The sequence below is a fragment of the Streptomyces sp. NPDC049915 genome (assembly GCF_040656475.1).
Classification (GTDB): Bacteria; Actinomycetota; Actinomycetes; order Streptomycetales; family Streptomycetaceae; genus Streptomyces.
In genome coordinates this window covers 537,021-559,847 of sequence record NZ_JBFAMH010000001.1, presented here as the reverse complement: position 1 = coordinate 559,847, position 22,827 = coordinate 537,021, and the positions used below count along the sequence as shown (strand labels likewise).

Sequence of the window (22,827 nt, the reverse complement as noted above, 5' to 3'; positions counted from 1 at the left end):
ACAAGCAGCACCCGCTGCTTCCCCGCTCCTCCGGCGCCCCGCGCATCGGACAGCCCCGCAAGCTCAGTGGCGGGGCGCCGGACGGAACACCCCCCCCAAAAAACTCTTCTGCACAACCCTCCCGCCGGGTCAGGCGGCGAAGGAGATGGTTCACGTGTCCGCTACGCCCGTGCTGGCGTTGCGCGGGGTCTCCAAGCGGTTCGGTGCCGTTCAGGCGCTCACCGACGTAGAGCTTGAGGTCCACGCCGGTGAAGTGGTCGCCCTGGTGGGCGACAACGGCGCCGGAAAGTCCACGCTGGTCAAGACGATCGCCGGCGTGCACCCGATCGATGAGGGCGTCATCGAATGGGAGGGCAGGGCGGTCTCGATCAGCAGGCCGCACGATGCCCAGTCCCTGGGCATCGCGACGGTCTACCAGGACCTCGCGCTGTGCGACAACATCGATGTCGTCGGCAACCTCTTCCTCGGCCGTGAGCTGAGGAAGTGGGGCATCCTCGACGAGGTCGAGATGGAGCGGCGCTCCCAGGAGCTGCTGCGCACCCTCTCGATCCGCATACCCAGCGTCCGGATCCCGATCGCCTCGCTCTCCGGCGGACAGCGCCAGACCGTGGCCATCGCGCGTTCCATGCTCGGCGAGCCCAAGCTGGTCATCCTCGACGAGCCCACCGCCGCCCTCGGCGTCGAGCAGACCGCACAGGTGCTCGACCTGGTGGAGCGGCTGCGGGAGCGCGGGCACGCCGTCATCCTCATCAGCCACAACATGGCCGACGTCAAGGCCGTCGCCGACAAGGTCGCGGTCCTGCGTCTCGGCCGTAACAACGGTGTCTTCGAGGTCAAGACGACCTCGCAGGAAGAGATCATCTCCGCCATCACCGGCGCCACCGACAACGCAGTGACCCGCCGTGCGGCCCGCACGACCAGCACGACCGGGGAGGTTTCCAAGTGAGCATCGACAAGACCTCCACGACCGCGCAGGACGAGCAGGTCGTGAACCCCGAGGCAGCCGCAGGCGCCGACGTCGCCGTCGACCCCCGCCTCCTCGTCCGTGAGCAGGGTCTCGCGGGCTACCTGGGTGAGTTCAAGCGCAAGCTGAAGGCGGGCGAGCTGGGCTCCATGCCCGTCATCCTCGGCCTGATCATCATCTGCGTCGTCTTCCAGAGCCTGAACTCCGAGTTCCTGTCCGCGCAGAACCTCAGTGACATCACCGTCACGATGGTCGGCACGGGCATGATCTCGGTCGGCATCGTGTTCGTGCTGCTGCTGGGCGAGATCGACCTGGCGGTCGGCTCGGTCAGCGGCGCGGCCAGCGCCATCGCCGCCGTCCTGGCGGTCAACCAGGGCTGGCCCGAGTGGGCGGCCGTGGTCCTCGCGGTCGTCGCCGGCTGCGCGATCGGCGCCCTGCACGGCTTCTTCTTCGCCGTCCTCGGCGCACCCGCGTTCGCCGTCACCCTGGCCGGCCTGCTGTTCTGGCTCGGCTTCATGCTGAAGATCCTCGGTGAGAACGGCACGATCAACCTCGACAGCGAGGGCCTGATCGGCAAACTGACCACGTACTTCTTCACCGACATGGCCGCCGCGTACGCGCTGGCCGCCGTGGTAGTGGTCGTGTTCTTCCTCACCTCCTTCCTCGGCAACCGGCGCCGCGAGGCCGTCGGCATCCCGTCGCGGCCGATGAGCGACACCGTGCTGCGCACGGTCCTGCTCGCGGTGATCTCCTTCGCCGCGGCCTACATGTACAACCAGTACAAGGGCCTGCCGCTGGCCACGGTGATCTTCCTCGTGTTCCTGATCGGCACGGACTTCCTGCTGCGCCGTACCACCTACGGCCGCAAGGTGTTCGCGCTCGGCGGCAGCGTGGAGGCCTCCCGGCGTGCGGGCATCAACGTCACCGCCGTACGGATGTCCGTGTTCGCGATCTCCGGTGGGTTCGCGGCGATCGGCGGCCTGTTCCTGGCGTCGAAGATCGCCTCCGCCAACCAGAGCGCCGGTACCGGTGACCTGCTGATGAACGCGATCGCCGCGGCGGTCATCGGTGGTACGTCGCTGTTCGGCGGGCGTGGGCGCACGTGGAACGCGCTGCTCGGTGTGCTGGTGATCGTGTCCATCCAGTACGGGCTGCAGCTGGAGTCCATCGCGGAGCCGGTGAAGTACATGATCACGGCGGCGGTGCTGCTGACCACGGTCGTCATCGACTCCATCACCCGTAAGACGCAGAAGACCGCGGGGCGTGCGTAGCGCTTCGCGTTCAGCGCCGCAGGGGTGCGGATGAGCGCCGGGTGCGGGTAGTCCGTGGCCGGTCGCGCAGTTCCCCGCGCCCTTGAGTAGGTCCAGTCGCCCGGCACCTGAAAGGTGCCGGGCGACTGTCGTGTCATGGGGCCGGACATCGTTTCCGTGGGCGGAACATTAGACTCGACAAGCCCGGCAATTGCTCGATCAGCTCTACTGCAAGGAGGCACGGGTGCCGCTGCTGACCCGCATCAGGGGACCGCGCGATCTGGACCGGCTCAGCCTGGAGGAGCTGGACCAGCTGGCCGGGGAGATCCGGACCTTCCTCGTCGAGGCGGTCTCCAAGACCGGCGGCCACCTCGGTCCGAACCTCGGCGTGGTGGAGCTGACCATCGCCCTGCACCGCGTCTTCGAATCGCCGAAGGACAAGGTGCTGTGGGACACCGGCCACCAGTCCTACGTGCACAAGCTGCTCACCGGCCGCCAGGATTTCTCCAAGCTGAAGATGAAGGGCGGCCTGTCGGGCTACCCGTCGCAGGCCGAGTCCGAGCACGACGTCATCGAGAACAGCCACGCCTCCACGGTGCTCGGCTGGGCCGACGGCATCGCCAAGGCCAACCAGCTGCTCAAGCGGGACAGCCACGTCGCCGCCGTCATCGGTGACGGCGCGCTGACCGGCGGCATGGCCTGGGAGGCGCTGAACAACATCGCCGACGCCAAGGACCGCCCGCTCGTCATCGTCGTCAACGACAACGAGCGCTCCTACGCGCCGACCATCGGCGGCCTCGCGAACCACCTCGCGACCCTGCGCACCACCGACGGCTACGAGCGCTTCCTGGCCCGCACCAAGGACCTCCTGGAACGCACTCCGGTCGTCGGCCGCCCCCTCTACGACACGCTGCACGGCGCGAAGAAGGGGCTGAAGGACTTCATCACCCCGCAGGGCATGTTCGAGGACCTCGGCCTGAAGTACGTCGGCCCGATCGACGGCCACGACATCGAGGCGCTGGAGTCCGCGCTGGCCCGCGCCAAGCGGTTCGGCGGCCCGGTGATCGTGCACTGCCTCACCGAGAAGGGCCGCGGCTACCAGCCCGCCCTGCAGGACGAGGCCGACCGCTTCCACGCCGTCGGCAAGATCCACCCCGACACGGGCCTGCCGATCGCCACCTCCGGCGCCGACTGGACATCCGTCTTCGGCGACGAGATGGTCAAGCTCGGCAAGGAGCGCAAGGACATCGTCGCCATCACGGCCGCGATGCTCCAGCCGGTCGGCCTGGACCGGTTCGCCAAGGCGTTCCCGGAGCGGGTCTACGACGTCGGCATCGCCGAGCAGCACGGTGCCGTCTCCGCGGCCGGCCTCGCCCACGGCGGGCTGCACCCGGTCTTCGCGGTGTACGCCACCTTCCTCAACCGCGCCTTCGACCAGGTGCTGATGGACGTGGCCCTGCACCAGTGCGGGGTGACGTTCGTGCTGGACCGGGCCGGTGTCACCGGCACCGACGGAGCCTCGCACAACGGCATGTGGGACATGTCGATCCTCCAGGTCGTGCCCGGCCTGCGGCTGGCCGCGCCGCGCGACGCCGACCAGGTCCGCGCCCAGCTGCGGGAAGCCGTCGAGGTCAAGGACGCGCCGACCGTGGTGCGCTTCTCCAAGGGCGCCGTCGGCCCCGCCGTACCGGCCGTGGGCCGGGTCGGCGGCATGGACGTGCTGCGCGAGCCGGGCACCGAACGCCCGGACGTGCTGCTGGTGTCCGTGGGCGCGCTGGCCCCGATGTGCCTGGAGGTCGCCGACCTGCTGGACAAGCAGGGCATCTCCACCACCGTCGTCGACCCGCGCTGGGTCAAGCCGGTCGACGAGGCGATGGCCCCGCTCGCCGAGCGGCACCGGGTCGTCGTCACCGTCGAGGACAACAGCCGCGCCGGCGGCGTCGGCTCCGCGATCGCGCAGGCTCTGCGCGACGCGGGCGTGGACGTGCCGCTGCGCGACTTCGGCATCCCGCCGCGCTTCCTCGACCACGCCTCCCGCGCCGAGGTCCTCGCCGAGATCGGGCTGACCGCGCCGGACATCGCACGCCAGGTCACGGGCCTGGTCTCGAAGCTCGACGGCCGCTTCGAGCGGAGCGCCGCGGAGATCGAGCCGGCCCGCGACTGATCCCCGACATGCCGGAATGGGCCGGTTGCGCCACTGTGAAGAGTGGTGCGACCGGCCCGTTCGCGTGATGAGGCCCACGGTGGGGCATACGCACCACACCCCCTCTCGACCCTGTCGAGGACGACACAGCGTGGGAGGTCACCGTGAGCAGCACCCTCTTCAGGACGAAGAAGGTCGAGCAGTCGATCGCCGACACCGAGGAACCCGAGCACGCGCTCAAGAAATCCCTGTCCGCGCTGGACCTGACCGTCTTCGGCGTCGGTGTGATCATCGGCACCGGCATCTTCGTGCTCACCGGAACGGTCGCCAAGAACAACGCGGGTCCGGCCACGGCGCTCGCCTTCGTCGTGGCCGGCGTCGTCTGCGCCCTGGCCGCGCTGTGCTACGCCGAGTTCGCCTCCACGGTCCCGGTCGCCGGATCGGCGTACACCTTCTCGTACGCCTCCCTGGGCGAATTCCCCGCCTGGATCATCGGCTGGGACCTCGTCCTGGAGTTCGCCCTCGGCACGGCGGTGGTCGCCGTCGGCTGGTCCGGCTACGTCGCCTCGCTGCTGGACAACGCGGGGTGGCATCTGCCCGCGGCGCTGGGCACGCGGGACGGGGCCCACGGCTTCGGCTTCGACATCCTCGCGGCAGCGCTCGTCCTCGTCCTCACCGGCATCCTCGTGGTCGGCACCAAGCTCTCCGCGCGCGTGACCTCGGTCGTCGTCGCGATCAAGGTGACGGTCGTCCTCATCGTCATCATCGCAGGCGCCTTCCTGGTCAAGGGCGACAACTACCACCCCTTCATCCCCCCGCAGAAGCCGGTGGAGGCGGGCGGCGACCTGAAATCGCCGCTGATCCAGCTGATCTTCGGCTGGGCGCCGTCCAACTTCGGCGTGATGGGCATCTTCACCGCGGCCTCCGTCGTCTTCTTCGCCTTCATCGGCTTCGACGTCGTCGCCACGGCCGCCGAGGAGACCAGGAACCCGCAGCGCGACATGCCGCGCGGCATCCTCGGCTCGCTGTTCATCTGCACGGCGCTCTACGTCGCCGTGGCGATCGTCGTCACCGGTATGGAGCACTACACCAAGCTGTCCATCACCGCGCCGCTCGCCGACGCCTTCAAGGCCACCGGGCACCCGTGGTTCGCGGGCCTGATCAGTTTCGGCGCCGCCGTCGGCCTGACCACGGTCTGCATGATCCTGCTGCTCGGGCAGACCCGGGTCTTCTTCGCGATGAGCCGCGACGGACTGCTGCCGCGCTTCTTCTCGCACGTCCACCCGCGCTTCAAGACCCCGCACCGGCCGACCATCCTGCTCGGCGTGCTCATCGCGATCCTCGCCGGCTTCACCCCGCTGAGCGAACTGGCCGAGCTGGTCAACATCGGCACGCTGTTCGCGTTCGTGGTAGTCGCGATCGGTGTGATCCTCCTGCGGCGCTCCCGGCCCGAGCTGCACCGCGCCTTCCGCACCCCGTGGGTGCCCGTGATCCCGATCCTGTCGGTGTGCGCCTCGCTGTGGCTGATGCTCAACCTGCCGGCCGAGACATGGGTCCGCTTCGGCATCTGGATGGCGATCGGCTTCGTCGTCTACTTCCTGTACAGCCGCAACCACAGCCGCCTGGGCCAGGCCCAACGGGCCGCGGCGGGCCAGGCGTCCGGACCCGGCACCGGCACCGGCACCAGGCCGTGACCACCGCCGCGTAGACGCGGGGGAGGTGGATGGACAGACCCCGCGGGCACCGTGACGTCCTCGCCCCGGCCCCGGCCCCGTCCCCGGGGCCGTGCGGCCCGCGCCCGTGCCTCGCCGACGGCTGCCGCCCGCGCCTCGCCAGTGGCCTGCCGCCCGTGCCTCGCCGGCGGCTCAGTCGCGTACCGCCCGTGGCCCGGTGACCTCCGCGCCCAGTTCCGTGACCCGGCGGCGCAGTTCGCGGTCGGCGGTGACGACCAGGCAGCGGCGGCCCGTGGCGCGGGCGACCAGGTCGACCATGTGGTCGTCGCCGTTGCCGGGGGCGTCCTCGACATGGACGCCGGGCACGGAGGCCACGCCGCGCGCGGCGCCCTCGACGACGAGGACGATGTCCACGGCGCCGCCGTCGCCGCCGTATCCGGCAAGCCCTCGTGCCGCCAGCCGGTCCCGCAGCCGCTCGGCGGCCCCGCGCCGGTCCCGCCACCAGCCGTCGGGCACCGACCCGACGACGTTGGCGCCGTCGACGATCACGAGCAGGGGGGTGCTGTCGTCCATGGGGTCAGCCTCGCACGGCGCCCGCGGCCCGCTCACCCGGCTCTCACGGAGCGCGGCGGGTTCGCGGGGCGTATGGCCGGCAGCCCTGGGGGAACGTCTGAGCGAACTGCATATGATGTCCCCGTCTCAGGTTCCCCAGTGCCGGATGCGGCGGGATTCAGGAAGGTTCACCAGGCCATGCGGAGAAAGCCGACCGGTCCCGCGGGCGCCGCCGGCTCGGTCGAGGAGCGGACGCGCAACGCGTCCGGCGCGGCCCATGGAAGCTGGCTCACGCTCGGCAAGGACGGCCGGCTCACGCTGTACGCCCCCGCGGACGGCGGACTCCTGCGGTGGACCGAAACCGCGGTCGGCGGCCCCGACTGGGGCGACGCGCATTTCGTCGCAGCGCCGGGGCTCACCGATCTGACGGTGGTACAGGGTGCGGACGCCTATGTGCACCTGCTCGGTCGGAGGGAGCGGGCCGTCGCCGATGGCGCGCGGACCGTGGACGTCGTGCATGCCATCCAGTACCAGACCGGGCTCGCCGTCACCGACTGGCGTTCGCTCGGCAATCCGCACGCGGACCGGGAACTGGGGCGTGAACTGGGCCCACCGCTGGGAGCGGTCGCCATGGACGGCATCGTGCACGTCTTCGTGCGCGGTGCGCTCGGCGGGTTGATGCTGCGTCGGGAAGCCCCGAACGGCAAGTGGCGGGCCTGGGAAGACCTGCAGGGGAGCGGCATCGACGCGCTGCCGGCGCCGATCGCCCTGAGCGGAGGCGGGCTGGAGGTGTGCGCCGCCGCCGAAACGGGGCTTTTGGTCTGGCGACAGACGGCGCCGGGCGGCGACTTCACGGGACCACGCGGCTTCTCGCTGCGCCCCGCGCCGGGCACGGTCACCGCCTTGGAGACCGGACCGGACCGCGCCACGTTCTTCTGGACGGACGCCGACAACGGCGCCGCCGCGGCCTGGCGGATCGGTCACTGGCCGACCGCGCTCGGCGCGTCCTGGGCCCAGCGGCCCTATGCCGCCCTGCGCACCCGACTGGATGGTCACGACTGGGTCGTTCTCGCCTATCGGGACCGGGACGGCTCCGCCGTGTTCGGCATGGGCGCCACGGAGAACGAGGCCGGCGGGTTCTGGTGGTACGCGCTGGGAGAGTCGTGCGAGGGCGCGCCCGCCCTGGCCCGCGACGGCCGCGGGCGCGTGGTGATGGCGCTGATCGGCACCGATGGTGTACCGAGGGTGGCCCGCCAGGAGGAGGGGACGGGGCTCAGCCTCACCCGGTGGCGCCGACTGTGATTCGCCGGGCCCGCAGCGGGGAGCGCTGAGCCCGCACCGGGGGAGGGGACTCAACCGCCCTTCGCGGGCGACTTCTTCGCGCTCTCGGGAATGTCGTCGTCGGTGCGGATCGCCTTCCAGAGCTGCGACGCCTGCGGCTCAGCGGCCACCACCCGGTTCGGGTCGACCTTGTCGTACGCGACCGGCAGCATGATCGTCTCCATGTCGGCCGGGTCGACGCCGTTCATGCTGCGGCCGAACTCCGCCAGCTTGGTGAGCGAGGCCAGGTCGGAGTCGGTGGTGAGCGCCGCGGTGAGTTCGTTCGCGATCTTGTACGTCTTGGTGGGGCTGCCGAGCAGGTCCTGCTTCTTGATCTCGGACAGCAGGGCCAGCATGAACTGCTGCTGGAGACCGATACGCCCCAGGTCGCTGCCGTCGCCGATGCCGTGCCGGGTGCGGACGAACTGCAGCGACTGCGTCCCGTCCAGCCGGTGGGTGCCCGCGGTCAGGTTCAGGCCGCTGGAGGAGTCGTGAATGTCCTGGTCGACGGTGACGGTCACGCCGCCGATGGCGTCCACCAGGCCCTTGAAGCCGGCGAAGTCGATCTCGACGTAGTGGTCCATGCGGACCCCCGAGAGGGATTCCACCGTCTTGACGACGCAGGCCGGACCCGCAAGCGAATAGATGGAGTTGAACATCACACGCTTCGCGGAGGCCACCTCGGTGCCGTCCGTCTTCGTGCACGCGGGCCGGGTGACGAGGGTGTCGCGCGGGATGCTCACGGCGACGGCTCGCGTGCGGCCCTGCGGTATGTGCATCACCAGCGCGGTGTCGGAACGGGCCCCGGCCACATTGCCCGTACCGAGAGAGGCGTTCGCGCCGGCGCGTGAGTCGGAGCCCAGGATCAGGATGTTCTGTCCGGAGGTGGGCAGTTTGGCGGGCCGGTCGTCACCGATCGCCTTGTCGATGTCGACGCCCTTGATGTTCCCGTCGAGGTCCCGGTAGAGCCAGTAGCCGGTACCGCCCGCGGCCAGCAGGACGACGACGAGGGACAAGAGCACGATGCGGCCCCAGCGCCGCTTGCCGCCCTGTTGCCGCCGCCGACCGCCGTTCGCCGGGGACCGGCGGGCACGCCGGGACTCGCTGGTGGAGCTGTGCGTCATCGCCTGGGGTTCCTCTCCTCACGGGCTCCGCCTCGGCGGAGGGTTCGGGCCCGGGTGGGGGAGGCCGGCCCACTGATCTGTCAAGCGGTGACAGAACTATAGGCAAGGGGTCGCCGCGTCTTGGGGGGTGGGTGACCGTATAGCGAGATCCGAATGAACCTCACATTAATAGTCCTTGACCACTCGTAAGTGTGACATAAGATGTAGCGAAGCTGTGAATCTTGGTACAGGGGGATTTGCCCAGGTCGCAGCGGCGGTTCTGCCGTACCGGCCGGGAGGCCGCGAGGGCGCGCCGCAGTGCGGGGGCAGGCGTCCGCATGGGTACCGGTTGACGTCCCCGTGGGCGGGATTTGGGCAGGAGTTGAAGTTGGCGGTTCAGCCGCGTCTGAGTGTTGTCGTTCCCTTCCAGAACGTCGAGGCGTATCTCGCCGAGTGCCTGGAGTCGATCGCTCGCCAGTCTTTCGGGGACTTCGAGGTGATCCTCGTGGACGACGGCTCCACCGACGGATCGATCCGCATCGCGGCCGACTACTGCGCCGCCGACCCCCGCTTCAAGCTCATCCGCCAGCACGCGCACGGTCCCGGCCACGCCCGCAACACCGGTCTGCGCTCGCTGCATCCGAGGGGCGAGTTCCTCGCCTTCATCGACGGCGACGACGTCATCCCCGAATACGCCTATGAGCTTCTGATACGAACCCTGGAGGAGTCCGACGCGGACTTCGTCTCCGGCAACGTGCAGATGATGAACTCCGAGAAGAAGTGGCAGTCACCGCTGCACAAGGGTCCGATGCAGAAGAACCGGCGCGGTACCCACATCACCAGGTTCGACGCACTGATCTACGACCGCACCGTGTGGAACAAGATGTTCCGGCGGCCCTTCTGGGACCGGAACTTCATCCAGTTCCCCGAGGGAGTCATGTACGAGGACTCCTGGGTCAACATGTACGCGCACTTCCGCGCGGCCAAGGTCGACGTCATCACCGACGTGATCTATTACTGGCGCCGCCGGGAGGGTGGCGCCGCCCCCTCCATCACCCAGCGGTACACCGAACTGTCCAACCTCCATGACCGCGTCGTCGCCGTCCAGACCGTCAGCCGCTTCCTCGCCGAGCACCGTTCGCGCCAGTACCAGGACGCCAAGCGCAAGTACGACCTCGCCTGCCTGAAGTCGGACCTGATGCAGCATCTGAAGGTGCTGCCCGACGCCGACGAGGAGTACCAGCGGGCCTTCATGCAGTGGTCCAACCTCTTCCTCGACGAGGCCGACGTCAGCATCATCGACGAACTGCCCGCCGAGGCCCGGGTCAAGTGGCTTCTGGTGCGTGAGGGCCGGCTGCCGGAGCTCATCGACGTCATCGAGTTCGAGCGCCGCGGCGGACCCATACCCGTCCAGCGGCGCTTCCGCCGCTACCTCAACTACCCCTACCTCGGCGACCGGGAGGTCGGCCTCGACAAGAAGGCCTACCGCCTGGACAAGGAACTCTCCCTGCACGGCTCTTTGACCGGGGCCCGCTGGAACGCCGACTCGGACCTGCTGACGCTCACCGGAACCGCCTACGTGCGGTTCATCAACGTGCACAAGCGGCACATGTCGGTCAAGGCGCTCGCCCTGCGGAACAAGAAGCAGGGACGGATGGTGGTCATGCCGGCGAAGACCACCTACGCGCCGCAGGCCACGGAGCACTCGAACCAGAGCCGCTACTGCTACGACTGGGCCGGCTTCGAGGTCCGGATCGACACGACCAGGCTGAAGAAGAAGGGGCAGTGGGCGGAGGGCACCTGGGACGTCGCGGCGGGCGTCCTCAGCCGCGGGCTGTTCCGCTACAAGGGCATCGGCCGCGGGGGCGCCGGGAGCGCCGCCAACCCGCCGTACCGGTACGTCGACAAGAACACCCGCATCCTCCCCGTCTTCCTCCAGGGGTCCCTCAAGCTGCGCGTGGAGATCGTGCGCTGCAGGATCACCGGTCACCGCCTCGTCGGCGACCACCTCGAGGTGCGCGGTGTGTACCTCGGCCCCAAGGTGCCTGAGTGGGGCAAGCTCCGGGTGACCAGCATGATCGGCGCCGGACGTCATGACGCCCGCGTCCACTTCAGGCCCGGCGGCGAGGGGTGGTGCACCTTCACGGCGAAGGTCCCCGTGCGCGTGCTCGTCCCCAAGTTCCGGGCGGCGGCCCAGAACTGGGTGGAGATACCGCAGTCCTGGAACATGGGCAGCAACGGCTGGAAGACCACCTTCCATGTCGAGGGCCGCAAGGCGGCCATCTATCCGGTCGTGGCGGAAGACACCCCGGACGGGTACTACCGGGTGCCCGCGGCGCTCCAGACCCGCCAGGGCGACCGGGAGGTCGTGGTCCACCGCAACGGCTCCGGCTACCTGGTGGTCTTCGAGCGCGCGACCCTGCCGACGGCGACACAGGTGAACTGGCGGGAGGACGGCTCGCTGGAGGTCCACGGACGGTACCGGGCGGCCGACTGTCTCACCCCGGAGCAGTACCGGGCCGCACACCTGGTGGTGCGCTCACGTGCGCACGGCGCGGAACGCGCCGTGCCGCTCACCTGGGACGGCAACCGGTTCCACGGCGTGCTGGCCCCCGCGGCCATGCGGACGCTCGCCGGGGACATCCCGCTCGCCGCCGGCCGCTGGGACTTCTTCCTGCGCCGCCAGGACCTCTCGGCGGTCGCACGCGAGGACCGCCTCGACGATCTGATGGTCAAGCTCGACCAGGACATCATCGCCGCCTTCCCCCAGGAGTACGGGCGCAACGACCGCCGTTACGAACTCCAGGCGGAAGCCTGGGACCGGCTCTCCCTGCTGGTCCACTCGGCCATGCCCGACCACGCCCGCGGTCCCTACCGGCAGAAGACGCTGCGCACCAAGGCGTACCCGGCGGCCCGCCGCCACAAGGTGCGCCCCGCCGTGCTCTTCGACGCCTTCAAGGGCACCCAGTACTCCGACAGCCCGCGGGCCCTGCACGAGGAACTGGTACGGCGCGGCGCCGACCTCGAACACCTGTGGGTGGTGCGCGACGATCAGGTCCAGGTGCCGCCCACGGCCAAGCCGGTGCGCATGTGGTCCCCCGAGTGGTACGACGCCCTCGCCACCAGCCGGTACGTCGTCGCCAACAACCACCTGCCCGACTGGTTCCAGAAGCGGGAGGGCCAGATCGTCGTGCAGACGTGGCACGGCACGCCGCTGAAGAAGATCGGCCACGACATCGAGGCGATCCACTTCGCGGACCAGCGCTACCTGGAACGGGTCGAGAAGGAGGTGCAGAACTGGGACATGCTGGTCTCGCCCAACAGCTTCTCCACGCCGATCCTGCGACGTGCCTTCGGCTTCCCGGGTGAGATGGTGGAGTCCGGTTACCCCCGCAACGACATCCTGCGCCGGCCCGGAACGGCCGAGCGGGAAGAGGCCATCCGGCGGCGCATCGGCCTGCCGGAGGGCAAGCGCGTCGTGATGTACGCGCCCACCTGGCGCGACGACCAGTTCTACGCCCCCGGCAAGTACAAGCTCGACTTCCGTATCGACCTGGACGACGCGCGCGCCCGTCTGGGAGCCGACCACGTGCTGCTGGTGCGCCGGCACCCCAACGTGGTCGACCCGGTGCCGGGCGCCGGTGACGGATTCGTCTTCGACGTCTCCGACTACCCGGACATGGCCGATCTGTCCCTGATCACCGACGTGATGATCACGGACTACTCGTCGCTGATGTTCGATTACGTCAACACCGGGCGACCCATCCTCTTCTTCACCTACGACCTGGATCACTACCGCGACACCCTGCGCGGCTTCTACTTCGACTTCGCGGAAAGCGCTCCCGGCCCCCTGGTGTACACCTCGCAGGAACTGGTGACCGCCATCCGTGAGGTCGACCGTATCCAGCAGACCTACGCCGAGCGCTACGCCTGGTTCCAGCGCGAGTTCTGCGACCTGGACGACGGCTACGCCTCGGCACGGCTCGCCGACCGGATGCTGGTCGCCGGCGGTGACCTCGCCCCCGAGGGCGCCCAGGCTCCGGCTGTCGGAACCGTCGACACCCGGCACGTCGGTCGTCCGCTGACGCCGCTTGCCCGGACCACTCCGCAGTGGTTCTCTCCGCAGCGATCGCCCGCGCCCGGCCACGGGGAAGAGCCAGGCCACGGGGAGGGCCGCCACCGGCTGATGGACGTGCTGCCGGGCCAGCCCAGCCGGGGCGAGGCGGCGGTGCGCATACCCGCACCGCCGCAGCAGGCACGCCGGCAGCCGATGCCGGCCGGATTCCAGGAGCTGACCGGTCTCGAGGAGCCCGGCGAGCACCACCCCCCGACGCGGTCGTACGACGGCAGGGCCGTCGAGGGCGTGATCGTGTGACGTCCACGACCGGTCCCACGGGCTGGTGGCCACGCAGCGGTCCCCCGGGCGAGATCTCAGGCGGTGCGCACCTCGACGAGGAGCGCGGAGTGGTCCGAGGCGCTGGTGTCGTACACCTGGCACCGGGTCCGGGGAAATCCGGTGAACAGGTAGTCGAGCTTGTGCCCGGAGCGATGCGTCGCCCGCCCCGACCGCGCGGTGGGGGAGGCCTGGTCGCACTCCCGGTGCACGGTGTAGGGACCGGGCGGCCACACCCACGTGGACGGGTTGCCGGAGCCCGGCGGACGGACGTTCAGGTCACCGCCGTAGACCGTGCGCCGTTGGGGCACCGCGGTCACCAGGGCTTTCAGCTGGTCGTCGCGCAGCTCCCAGCGGGGGTGGGCGCGATCGCTGCCCGCCGGGCTGAGATGTGCGGTGCACAGCCGGACGGCCCGCGCGGTGAGCGAGGCGCACAGGATGCCGCGCCGCAGGCCCACGGAAGGCTGCTGAGCCGGGACGGTGCCGACGGCGGAGAGCGGGAACGCCGAGAGGATGGCCAACCCCGCAGCGCCCTGGTCCGGCTCGGCGCACCGTACGGTGCTGACGCGGCCGGACCGGTCACCCCAGGCGTAGGAGTGGAAGGCCGTGTGCCACCTGTCGCCGAGTTCTGCGCGCACCGCCTCCACGTCGGCGGCGCAGGCCTCCTGCAGGAAGACCACCTGCGCCCCGCCGGCGCGGACGAGCAGTTCCACCTGGGCCTTCTTGGCCTGACGGCTGCCGGTGCCGGCGCAGCCCCACTGCCGTACCCCGCACATGTTCCAGGTCGCGACCGTGAGGCTGCCGCCCGAGGCGGCGGAGGGGGTGGGGCCGGCGGTCTGCAGCAGGGCCGCGGCGGTGGCGAGTCCCAGCAGTGCCGCCAGCGCGGCGAGGATGCGCCGACCGCGTCGTCCGGGGCGCCGGGACACGGCCCGCAGGACGGTAGGAAACATCAGGACATGATGGCCGACCTGCTGCAAAAGCGCCACAGGCCTGGTGTATCAACCCGTTGGGGAGTGTAAGCGTAGATGTCAACAGGACCTGCACGCCAGGCGATCAAGGGGATCGACACCTCCGGCGGTCGTCCCGTCGAGTACCGGTTCGCCCACGCGCGCAACGGCAACCGGCACCTCGTGGTCGTCTTCGCCAACATCTACGCCCCCGACGACTACGGCTGGGCCACGGGTGTGTTCGACAGCCTGCGGGCGAACATCCTCTGGATACGTGACCGATTCGAGGGCCAGAACACCTATTACCTGTGCCACGAGATGGACTTCGGTGTCGAGCGGTCCGTGATCGGGCTCATCTCAGGGGTGATGACGTCGCTCGGGCTGACCCCGCAGGACGTCACCGTGTGGGGCAGCTCCAAGGGCGGCAGTGCGGCCCTGTACTTCGGTTTGCGGTACGGCTTCCGCAACATCGTCGCCAGCGTCCCGCAACTGCGCATCGGGAGCTTCGTGCGCGAGGTCTACCCGGATGTTGGCCGGCACATGCTGGGCGAGACCATGCCGGACGACAACGTCGCCGCCCTGGATGCGATCCTGCCCGACCTGCTCGCCGCCGGGGCGAACCCGGACGCCCACCTCTACCTGGTGTCCTCACCGCAGGACGAGCAGTACAGCACCCAGGTCGAACCGTTCCTCGGACTGTTCGAGCGCTACCCCAACTTCAACTTCCTCTTCAGCGAGTCACCCTTCATCACCGGCCACGGCAAGGTGACCCAGCGCAACACGCCGCCGCTGCTGGGGATCGCCTATCTGCTCGTCGAGGGGATCGCGCCCCGCCTGGGCGTCACCGGCCACGGGTACGAACAGCCCGAGGCCGACCGGACGGGTATCGAGATGTTCCTCAAGTCCACGTCCGTCGTGCAGAGTTCGTTCGCCGCGCCGGTCGTCACGGCCCCGGCGGCACACGACCTGCTGCCCGCGGGCGCCGTGCGTTTGACGGGCTGGGCGCCCGGCGCGGTCCGCATCAGCATCTGGGAGAACGGCAAGTACCTGGCGTCCGCTCCGGTCGGCGCAGACGGTGCCTGGGCCTGGGAACGGGACCAGCGGTGGGGCACGGGCGAGCACCGGGTGCGGCTCTTCGCCGTCGACGCCAGCGGCTACCAGTCCGAGCGCACCGACGTGCAGTTCACCGTCTCGGAGCACGTGATGCCCGCACCGAGCGGCCACGGATCGGCGCAGGCACCGCTGGTGCGGACGCCACGCGCGCACGACCAGGTGCGGGGTGACGCGGTCGGTTTTGCCGGCGTGGCCCCCGGTGCGGCCCAGGTGGGATTCCGGCTCAACGGCGCGCTGCTCGGGGCGAGCCCCGTCGGCCCGGACGGCGGCTGGGTCTGGGACGCCGGACGGATATGGCCGCACGGCCTCTACACGGTCGAAGTGTTCGCAGTGGACGAGACGGGCGCCGAGTCCCCGGCAGCGATCGTGCCGTTCACCGTCATGAACGCCCCGGTCGGCTCGAGCGCACCCGCCTACTGAGCGCGTGGTTGCGCCCTCGCCCGTTTCCGACGCACAGCAGAGAGTGATACCGCACATGTCCACAGCACCCGCGAACGGGCGGCAGCTGCTCACGGGGATCGAGGCCTCGGGAGCCTTCCCCGTCCCGTACAGGTTCACCCACGCCAAGGGCGGAAACCGGCATCTGGTCGTGGTGTTCGCCAACTTCTCGGCCCCGGAGGACTACGGATGGTCGAACGGCGTTCTCGACAACGTGCGCGCCAACATCCTGTGGGTCCGTGACCGGTTCGACGGGATGAACAGCTACTACCTGTGCAAGGAAATGGACTTCTCGCTGGAGCAGTCCGTGGCCGCGCTGATCTTCAACGTGATGAACGCCCTGGAGCTGACGCCCGACGACGTCACCTTGTGGGGCGGCTCGAAGGGCGGCAGCGCGGCGCTGTACTTCGGCCTGCGCTACGGCTTCCGCAACATCGTGTCGATCGTGCCGCAGTTCCTGGTCGGGTCGTATGTGCAGCGGGTTCATCCGAAGGTGGCCCGGTTCATGCTGGGCGAGACGGTGCCGGAGGAGAACGTGCGGATCGTGGACGCGATCCTGCCCGACCTGGTGCGCTCGCAGATCAACCGCACGGCGAACATCTACCTGCTGTCCTCACCGCAGGACGAGCAGTACACCGAGCAGGTCGAGCCCTTCCTGGACCTGTTCCTCGGCTACGACAACTTCAACTTCATCTACAGCGAGTCGCCGTTCATCACCGACCACACCCAGGTAACCCGGCGCAATGTGCCCGCGCTGCTGGGCCTCCTCAATCTTCTGGTCGACGGACTGCCGCCCCGACTGGGACATGTCCGCAACGGCTATGAGGAACCGGACCGCGATCGGACCCCCATAGGTTTGTATCTCAAGGCCACCGCCGTGGTCAGGGGGGCCGAATTCCCCCCGCCCGTCGTGACCGAGCCGGCTGCGCGCTCAGAGGTGGCGAGGAGCGCCGTACGGTTCAGCGGACTCGCTCCCGGCGCCGTGCGCGTCAGCATCTGGGAGCACGGCAGGTATCTGGGGCAGGCGGACGTGGCCCCCGACGGCACCTGGTCCTGGGAGCTGGGCAGGGCCTGGAGCAAGGGGCAGCACCCGGTGAAGGTGTACGGGATCGACCGGGTGGGCTACCAGTCGCAGCGGACCGAGGTGCAGTTCACGGCCGTCGACGGCCCGGTGCACGGCGCCGTGCCGGCCGGGCCCGCGGCGCACCCCATGGGCGGGGCCCTGGCGATGGCACCGATAACCGCTCCGGAAGGGGGAGGCGCGCCCATGGTGTTCGCCCCCATGGCGCATGAGCAGCTGATGGACGCACGGGTCCTCTTCGCCGGCTCCGCGCCGGGTGCGGTACAGGTGGGGTTCCGGGAGAACGGCGTCCTGCTCGGCGCGGCTGCCGTGGGCCCGGACGGCGTGTGGTCGTGGGACAGCGGCTGGGCCTGGAGCACCGGTACGCATGTCGTCGACGTCTTCGGCGTGGACGCCGCGGGCGTCGAGTCATCGATCAGCCGCATCCCCTTCAGCACCGTGGGAGTGTCTTCCGGAGCCGGCTCGCCCGGCTACTGAGCGCCCGTCAGCAGTGGGTCAAGGCACCCTGGAGGCGGCCCGCGGCGCGATCACGGCACCGGCCGTGCCGGACCGCAACGGGGATGAGACGAAGCACACGAGAAAATGGCTCGGCGCCACGGAGGTCGGGCTGGGCAGCGGCGGTGACGCCACCATGGTCGTCGGCGGCTCCCTGATGAACAAGCCCATGGACGACTGGGGCACTGTCCCGGTCGAGCGGAAGCTCGCCGACGCCGTGGTGATCGTCCCGAAGTCCTGACCGCGTCGCGGCCACAAAAAGGGGAGGGCCCCCGCGCACCGCGGGGGCCCTCTTCAGCTGTTCGGGGTCACGCCGGGACCGACGCCACGCCCGGAGCCAGGAACTTCTTGCCGTTCACGCGCTCCGAGACGCCCTCGCGGTCCAGGTACGGCGTGATGCCGCCCAGGTGGAAGGGCCAGCCGGCGCCGGTGATCAGGCACAGGTCGATGTCCTGGGCCTCGGCGACGACGCCCTCGTCGAGCATCAGGCCGATCTCCTGCGCCACCGCGTCCAGGACGCGGGCGCGGACCTGCTCCTCCGTCAGGACGGTGTCGCCCTGCTTCAGCAGCGCGGCGACCTCCGGGTCCAGCTCGGGCTTGCCGCTGTCGTAGACGTAGAAGCCGCGCTTGCCCGCCTCGACGACCGCCTTGAGGTTCGGGGAGACCTTGAAGCGGTCCGGGAAGGCGCCGTGCAGCGTCTCGGAGACGTGCAGGCCGATCGCCGGGCCCACCAGCTCCAGCAGGACCAGCGGGGACATCGGCAGGCCGAGCGGCTCGATCGCCTTCTCGGCGACCTCGACCGGGGTGCCCTCGTCGATGACGTTCTGGATCTCGCCCATGAAGCGGGTCAGGATGCGGTTCACGACGAACGCCGGGGCGTCCTTGGTGAGGACCGCGGTCTTCTTCAGCTTCTTGGCGACGGCGAAGGCCGTGGCCAGCGAGGCGTCGTCCGTCTGCTCGCCGCGCACGATCTCCAGCAGCGGCAGGATCGCGACCGGGTTGAAGAAGTGGAAGCCGACGACCCGCTCGGGGTTCTTCAGCTTCGACGCCATCTCCGACACCGACAGCGAGGAGGTGTTGGTCGCGAGGATCGCGTGCGCCGGGGCGACCGCCTCGACCTCCGCGAACACCTTCTGCTTGACGCCCATCTCCTCGAACACGGCCTCGATGATGAAGTCCGCGTCCGCGAAGCCCTCGGCCTTGTCCAGGACGCCGGTCACCAGCGCCTTGAGACGGTTGGCCTTGTCCTGGTTGATCCTGCCCTTGCCGAGCAGCTTGTCGATCTCGGCGTGGACGTAGCCCACACCCTTGTCGACGCGCTCCTGGTCGATGTCGGTCAGCACGACCGGCACCTCCAGGCGGCGCAGGAAGAGCAGGGCGAGCTGCGAGGCCATCAGACCCGCGCCCACCACGCCGACCTTCGTCACCGGGCGGGCCAGCGACTTGTCCGGCGCGCCGGCCGGGCGCTTGCCGCGCTTCTGCACCAGGTTGAAGGCGTAGATGCCGGAGCGCAGTTCGCCGCCCATGATGAGGTCGGCGAGCGCCTTGTCCTCGGCGTCGTAGCCCTGCTGCAGGTCGCCGTTCTTGGCGGCGGCGATGATGTCCAGGGCGCGGTAGGCGGCCGGGGCCGCGCCGTGCACCTTGGAGTCGGCGATGAACCGGCCCTTGGCGACGGCCTGGTCCCAGCCCTCACCGCGGTCGATGGCCGGGCGCTCGACGACGATCTCGCCCTTGAGGACGGACGCCGTCCAGATCAGCGACTGCTCCAGGAAGTCCGCGCCCTCGAACAGCGCGTCGGCGATGCCCAGGTCGTAGACCTGCTGGCCCTTGAGCTGCTTGTTCTGGTTGAGGCTGTTCTCGATGATCACCGTCACGGCCTTGTCGGCGCCGATCAGGTTCGGCAGCAGCGTGCAGCCGCCCCAGCCGGGCACCAGACCGAGGAAGACCTCGGGCAGGGAGAACGCCGGCAGCGCCGCGGACACCGTGCGGTAGCTGCAGTGCAGGCCGACCTCGACGCCGCCGCCCATGGCCGCGCCGTTGTAGTACGCGAAGGTCGGGACCGCGAGGCCCGAGAGCCGCTTGAAGACGTCGTGGCCGCCCTTGCCGATGGCGTAGGCGTGGTCCCACTCCTTCAGCAGCTCCACGCCCTTGAGGTCGGCGCCGACGGCGAAGATGAACGGCTTGCCGGTGATGCCGACGCCGACGATCGCGCCCTCGGCCGCCTCCTTCTCGACCTGGTCGATGGCGGTGTTCAGGTGCGCCAGCGACTGGGGGCCGAAGGTGGTCGGCTTGGTGTGGTCGTGGCCGTTGTCCAGGGTGATCAGGGCGAAGCGGCCCGCGCCCAGCGGCAGGTCGAAGTGGCGTACGTGCGCCTGCGTGACGACCTCGTCCGGGAACAGCTCGGCCGCGCCCTTCAGGAGTTCAGCGGTGGTGCTCACTTGTCGCCTCCGTCGAAGTGCGGGTTCTCCCAGATGACCGTCGCGCCCATGCCGAAGCCGACGCACATGGTGGTCAGGCCGTAGCGGACGTGCGGCTGCTCCTCGAACTGGCGGGCCAGCTGCGTCATCAGGCGGACGCCGGAGGAGGCCAGCGGGTGGCCGAACGCGATCGCGCCGCCGTACTGGTTGACGCGCGCGTCGTCGTCGGTGATGCCGTAGTGCTCGAGGAAGGCCAGCACCTGCACGGCGAAGGCCTCGTTGATCTCGAACAGGCCGATGTCCGAGATCGACAGGCCCGCCTTGGCGAGGGCCTTCTCGGTGGCCGGGATCGGGCCGTAGCCCATGACCTCCGGCTCCACGCCCGCGAAGGCGTAGGAGACCAGGCGCATCTTGACCGGCAGGCCGTGCTCGCGGGCGAAGTCCTCGCTCGCGATGACCGACGCGGTGGCACCGTCGTTCAGACCGGCCGCGTTGCCCGCGGTGACCCGGCCGTGCACACGGAACGGCGTCTTGAGGCCCTGGAGGTTCTCCAGCGTGGTGCCCGGGCGCATCGGCTCGTCGGCGGTGACCAGGCCCCAGCCGGTCTCGCCGGCCTCGGGGCTGGTCCGGCGCACCGAGATCGGCACCAGGTCGGCCTGGATCTTGCCGTTGGCGTACGCCTTGGCGGCCTTCTCCTGCGAACGCACCGCGTACTCGTCGGCGCGCAGCTTGGTGATCGACGGGTAGCGGTCGTGCAGGTTCTCCGCGGTCATGCCCATGAACAGGGCGGACTCGTCGACCAGCTTCTCGCTCACGAAGCGCGGGTTGGGGTCCACGCCCTCGCCCATCGGGTGGCGGCCCATGTGCTCGACACCGCCGGCGATGGCGACGTCGTACGCGCCGAAGGCGACGGAGCCGGCGACCGAGGTGACGGCCGTCAGGGCGCCGGCGCACATGCGGTCGATGGAGTAACCGGGGACGGACTGCGGCAGACCCGCGAGGATGCCGGCCGTGCGGCCGATCGTCAGGCCCTGGTCACCGATCTGCGTGGTCGCGGCGATGGCGACCTCGTCGATCTGGGCCGGGTCCAGGCCGGAGTTGCGGCGCAGCAGCTCCCGGATCGCCTTCACGACGAGGTCGTCGGCCCGGGTCTCGTGGTAGATGCCCTTCGGGCCCGCCTTGCCGAACGGGGTGCGGACGCCGTCGACGAAGACGACGTCCCTGACGGTACGAGGCACGATGGCTCTCCTCCAGGGTGCGGGGTGGCACTGCTGCGGCACGCATGCACTGAGCGCGCGCTCAGCCCCATGCTACTTATGAGTAACGTAGCTGCCCAGTCCCCACGACGGGAGCGGCGAAGGTCACACCGACGGCGGCGGCCGGGTCCGGCGACCTTGGCCGGATCCGGACGGCGCATTTCGCAGTGCCGGGCAGGAACACGCCCCGCAAGGGGCGCGGGGAACTGCGCGACCAGCCCCAGCGCACCCGCGGCCGCCAGACGACCGAAACCCCCGCGGCGGCTACGCCGACAACGCCTCCACCAGAACCGGCGTCACCAGCTCCACCTGCCACGCCCGAGCCCCGTACCCGGTCAGCGCCGCGGCCACGGCATCCGCGGACACCGGCTTCGGCGGTTCCCAGCAGACCCGCCGCACCGTATCCGGAGTGATCAGGTTCTCCTGCGGCAGATTCAGCCGCTCAGCCAGCGCCGAGACCCCCGCCTTCGCGGCGGACAGCCGCGCCGCGGCCGCCGGGTCCTTCTCCGCCCACGCCCGCGGCGGCGGCGGCCCGGTCACCGGCTGCCCCTGCTGCGGCAGCTCCGCCTCGGGCAGGGCCTTCGCCCGGTCGACGGCCGCCTGCCACTGCTCGAGCTGGCGCCGCCCCACGCGGTGCCCGAAGCCGCCGAGCGCGGCGAGCGCGTGCGCGTTGGACGGCAGCGCCAGGGCCGCCTCGACGATGGCCGCGTCGGACAGCACCTTGCCGGGCGAGACGTCCCGGCGCTGCGCGATCCGGTCCCGCATCTGCCACAGCTCGCGCACCACGGCCAGCTGCCGGCGGCGGCGGACCTTGTGCATGCCGGACGTGCGCCGCCACGGGTCCTTGCGTGGCTCGGCCGGCGGGGCGGAGGCGATCGCGTCGAACTCCTGGCGGGCCCACTCCAGCTTGCCCTGGCGTTCCAGCTCCTTCTCCAGCGCGTCCCGCAGGTCGACCAGCAGCTCGACGTCGAGGGCGGCGTAGCGCAGCCACGGCTCGGGCAGCGGGCGGGTGGACCAGTCGACGGCGGAGTGGCCCTTCTCCAGGCTGAAGCCGAGGACGTTCTCGACCATCGCGCCGAGGCCGACGCGCGGGAAACCGGCGAGCCGGCCGGCCAGCTCGGTGTCGAACAGCCGCTCCGGCACCATGCCTATCTCGCGCAGGCACGGCAGGTCCTGGGTGGCGGCGTGCAGCACCCACTCGGTGCCGGCCAGCACCTCGCCGAGGTCCGACAGGTCGCCGCAGGCCACGGGGTCGATCAGGGCCGTCCCCGCGCCCTCGCGGCGCAGCTGGACCAGGTAGGCGCGCTGGCCGTAGCGGTAGCCGGAGGCGCGCTCGGCGTCGACGGCGACGGGTCCGGAGCCGGCCGCGAAGGCGGCGACCACCTCGGCGAGCGCCGCCTGGTCCGCGACGACGGGCGGAATGCCCTCGCGGGGCTCCAGCAACGGGATCGGCGCCTCCGTAGCAGAAGATCCGCCGTCGTCCGGAGGGGCGCCTCCGGTGGTTCGCAGTGAAGTGTCTGCTGCGGTGTCGTGGGCGTCGGTCACCTGTCAAGGGTATCCATGTGTGGACGGCGCCCGTCGACGAAACGTTCCGTCGACGGGCGCCGAAGGGTCGGAAACCGGTCAGTCGGCTGTCATGCCGGGTTCACGATCCGCTGGTGACGCGGTCCGGGAGCGGCGGG

The 22,827-nt window shown here is 70.2% G+C and carries 15 protein-coding genes; 9 read left to right on the top strand and 6 right to left on the bottom strand.

Going from position 1 to position 22,827, the window contains the following annotated elements:
• Window positions 1-145 precede the first annotated feature (145 nt).
• The 4 genes from AB0J12_RS02360 (at window position 146) to AB0J12_RS02345 (ending at window position 6,051) form a co-directional block, all read left to right on the top strand.
• Window positions 146-946, top strand: coding sequence for an ATP-binding cassette domain-containing protein (locus AB0J12_RS02360; protein ID WP_363262242.1), 801 nt, complete (start codon window positions 146-148; stop codon window positions 944-946).
• Complete coding sequence (locus AB0J12_RS02355; RefSeq protein ID WP_363262241.1) at window positions 943-2,235, top strand: sugar ABC transporter permease; 1,293 nt, start codon at window positions 943-945, stop codon at window positions 2,233-2,235. The genes AB0J12_RS02360 and AB0J12_RS02355 overlap by 4 nt, the downstream gene beginning before the upstream one ends.
• Before the next feature lie 223 nt (window positions 2,236-2,458).
• Window positions 2,459-4,378: a 1-deoxy-D-xylulose-5-phosphate synthase gene (gene dxs, locus AB0J12_RS02350; RefSeq protein ID WP_363262240.1), complete on the top strand. Its 1,920-nt coding sequence runs from the start codon at window positions 2,459-2,461 to the stop codon at window positions 4,376-4,378.
• A 143-nt stretch (window positions 4,379-4,521) separates the two neighbouring features.
• Window positions 4,522-6,051, top strand: coding sequence for an amino acid permease (locus tag AB0J12_RS02345; RefSeq protein WP_363262239.1), 1,530 nt, complete (start codon window positions 4,522-4,524; stop codon window positions 6,049-6,051).
• A gap of 171 nt (window positions 6,052-6,222) precedes the next feature.
• Here AB0J12_RS02345 and AB0J12_RS02340 read toward each other — a convergent pair whose 3' ends face one another.
• Window positions 6,223-6,603, bottom strand: a complete 381-nt coding sequence (locus AB0J12_RS02340) for an NTP pyrophosphohydrolase (protein WP_363262238.1) — start codon at window positions 6,601-6,603, stop codon at window positions 6,223-6,225.
• Window positions 6,604-6,780: 177 nt separating this feature from the next.
• Here AB0J12_RS02340 and AB0J12_RS02335 point away from each other — a divergent pair, with 177 nt between their 5' ends.
• Window positions 6,781-7,884 (top strand): hypothetical protein, encoded by a 1,104-nt coding sequence (locus AB0J12_RS02335; protein WP_363262237.1) that lies wholly within the window; start codon window positions 6,781-6,783, stop codon window positions 7,882-7,884.
• Window positions 7,885-7,934: 50 nt separating this feature from the next.
• On the opposite strand, the gene AB0J12_RS02330 is transcribed toward AB0J12_RS02335, so the two are convergent.
• Window positions 7,935-9,026, bottom strand: a complete 1,092-nt coding sequence (locus tag AB0J12_RS02330) for an LCP family protein (RefSeq protein ID WP_363262236.1) — start codon at window positions 9,024-9,026, stop codon at window positions 7,935-7,937.
• A gap of 367 nt (window positions 9,027-9,393) precedes the next feature.
• Between AB0J12_RS02330 and AB0J12_RS02325 the strand changes: the two genes are divergently transcribed.
• Window positions 9,394-13,380: a CDP-glycerol glycerophosphotransferase family protein gene (locus tag AB0J12_RS02325; RefSeq protein ID WP_363262234.1), complete on the top strand. Its 3,987-nt coding sequence runs from the start codon at window positions 9,394-9,396 to the stop codon at window positions 13,378-13,380.
• Window positions 13,381-13,436: 56 nt separating this feature from the next.
• Here the strand turns inward: AB0J12_RS02325 and AB0J12_RS02320 are convergent, their stop codons facing one another.
• Window positions 13,437-14,348 (bottom strand): endonuclease/exonuclease/phosphatase family protein, encoded by a 912-nt coding sequence (locus AB0J12_RS02320; RefSeq protein WP_363262233.1) that lies wholly within the window; start codon window positions 14,346-14,348, stop codon window positions 13,437-13,439.
• Window positions 14,349-14,423: 75 nt separating this feature from the next.
• Between AB0J12_RS02320 and AB0J12_RS02315 the strand changes: the two genes are divergently transcribed.
• Genes AB0J12_RS02315 through AB0J12_RS02305 form a run of 3 tightly spaced genes read left to right on the top strand, consistent with a single transcriptional unit; the run spans window position 14,424 to window position 17,713 of the window.
• Complete coding sequence (locus tag AB0J12_RS02315) at window positions 14,424-15,878, top strand: hypothetical protein (RefSeq protein ID WP_363262232.1); 1,455 nt, start codon at window positions 14,424-14,426, stop codon at window positions 15,876-15,878.
• A gap of 55 nt (window positions 15,879-15,933) precedes the next feature.
• Window positions 15,934-17,454, top strand: a complete 1,521-nt coding sequence (locus tag AB0J12_RS02310) for a hypothetical protein (RefSeq protein WP_363262231.1) — start codon at window positions 15,934-15,936, stop codon at window positions 17,452-17,454.
• A gap of 13 nt (window positions 17,455-17,467) precedes the next feature.
• Window positions 17,468-17,713 carry a hypothetical protein gene (locus AB0J12_RS02305; protein WP_363262230.1) on the top strand — a complete coding sequence of 82 codons (246 nt, stop codon included), beginning with the start codon at window positions 17,468-17,470 and terminating at the stop codon, window positions 17,711-17,713.
• Between the two features lie 67 nt (window positions 17,714-17,780).
• Here the strand turns inward: AB0J12_RS02305 and AB0J12_RS02300 are convergent, their stop codons facing one another.
• The 3 genes from AB0J12_RS02300 to AB0J12_RS02290 form a co-directional block, all read right to left on the bottom strand.
• Window positions 17,781-19,910 carry a 3-hydroxyacyl-CoA dehydrogenase NAD-binding domain-containing protein gene (locus AB0J12_RS02300; protein ID WP_363262229.1) on the bottom strand — a complete coding sequence of 710 codons (2,130 nt, stop codon included), beginning with the start codon at window positions 19,908-19,910 and terminating at the stop codon, window positions 17,781-17,783.
• Window positions 19,907-21,127, bottom strand: coding sequence for an acetyl-CoA C-acyltransferase (locus AB0J12_RS02295; RefSeq protein WP_363262228.1), 1,221 nt, complete (start codon window positions 21,125-21,127; stop codon window positions 19,907-19,909). Before AB0J12_RS02295 ends, AB0J12_RS02300 begins: the two co-directional genes overlap by 4 nt.
• A gap of 282 nt (window positions 21,128-21,409) precedes the next feature.
• A complete protein-coding gene (locus tag AB0J12_RS02290) occupies window positions 21,410-22,690 on the bottom strand; it encodes a ribonuclease D (RefSeq protein WP_363262227.1) in 1,281 nt (426 codons plus the stop codon).
• Window positions 22,691-22,827 lie beyond the last annotated feature (137 nt).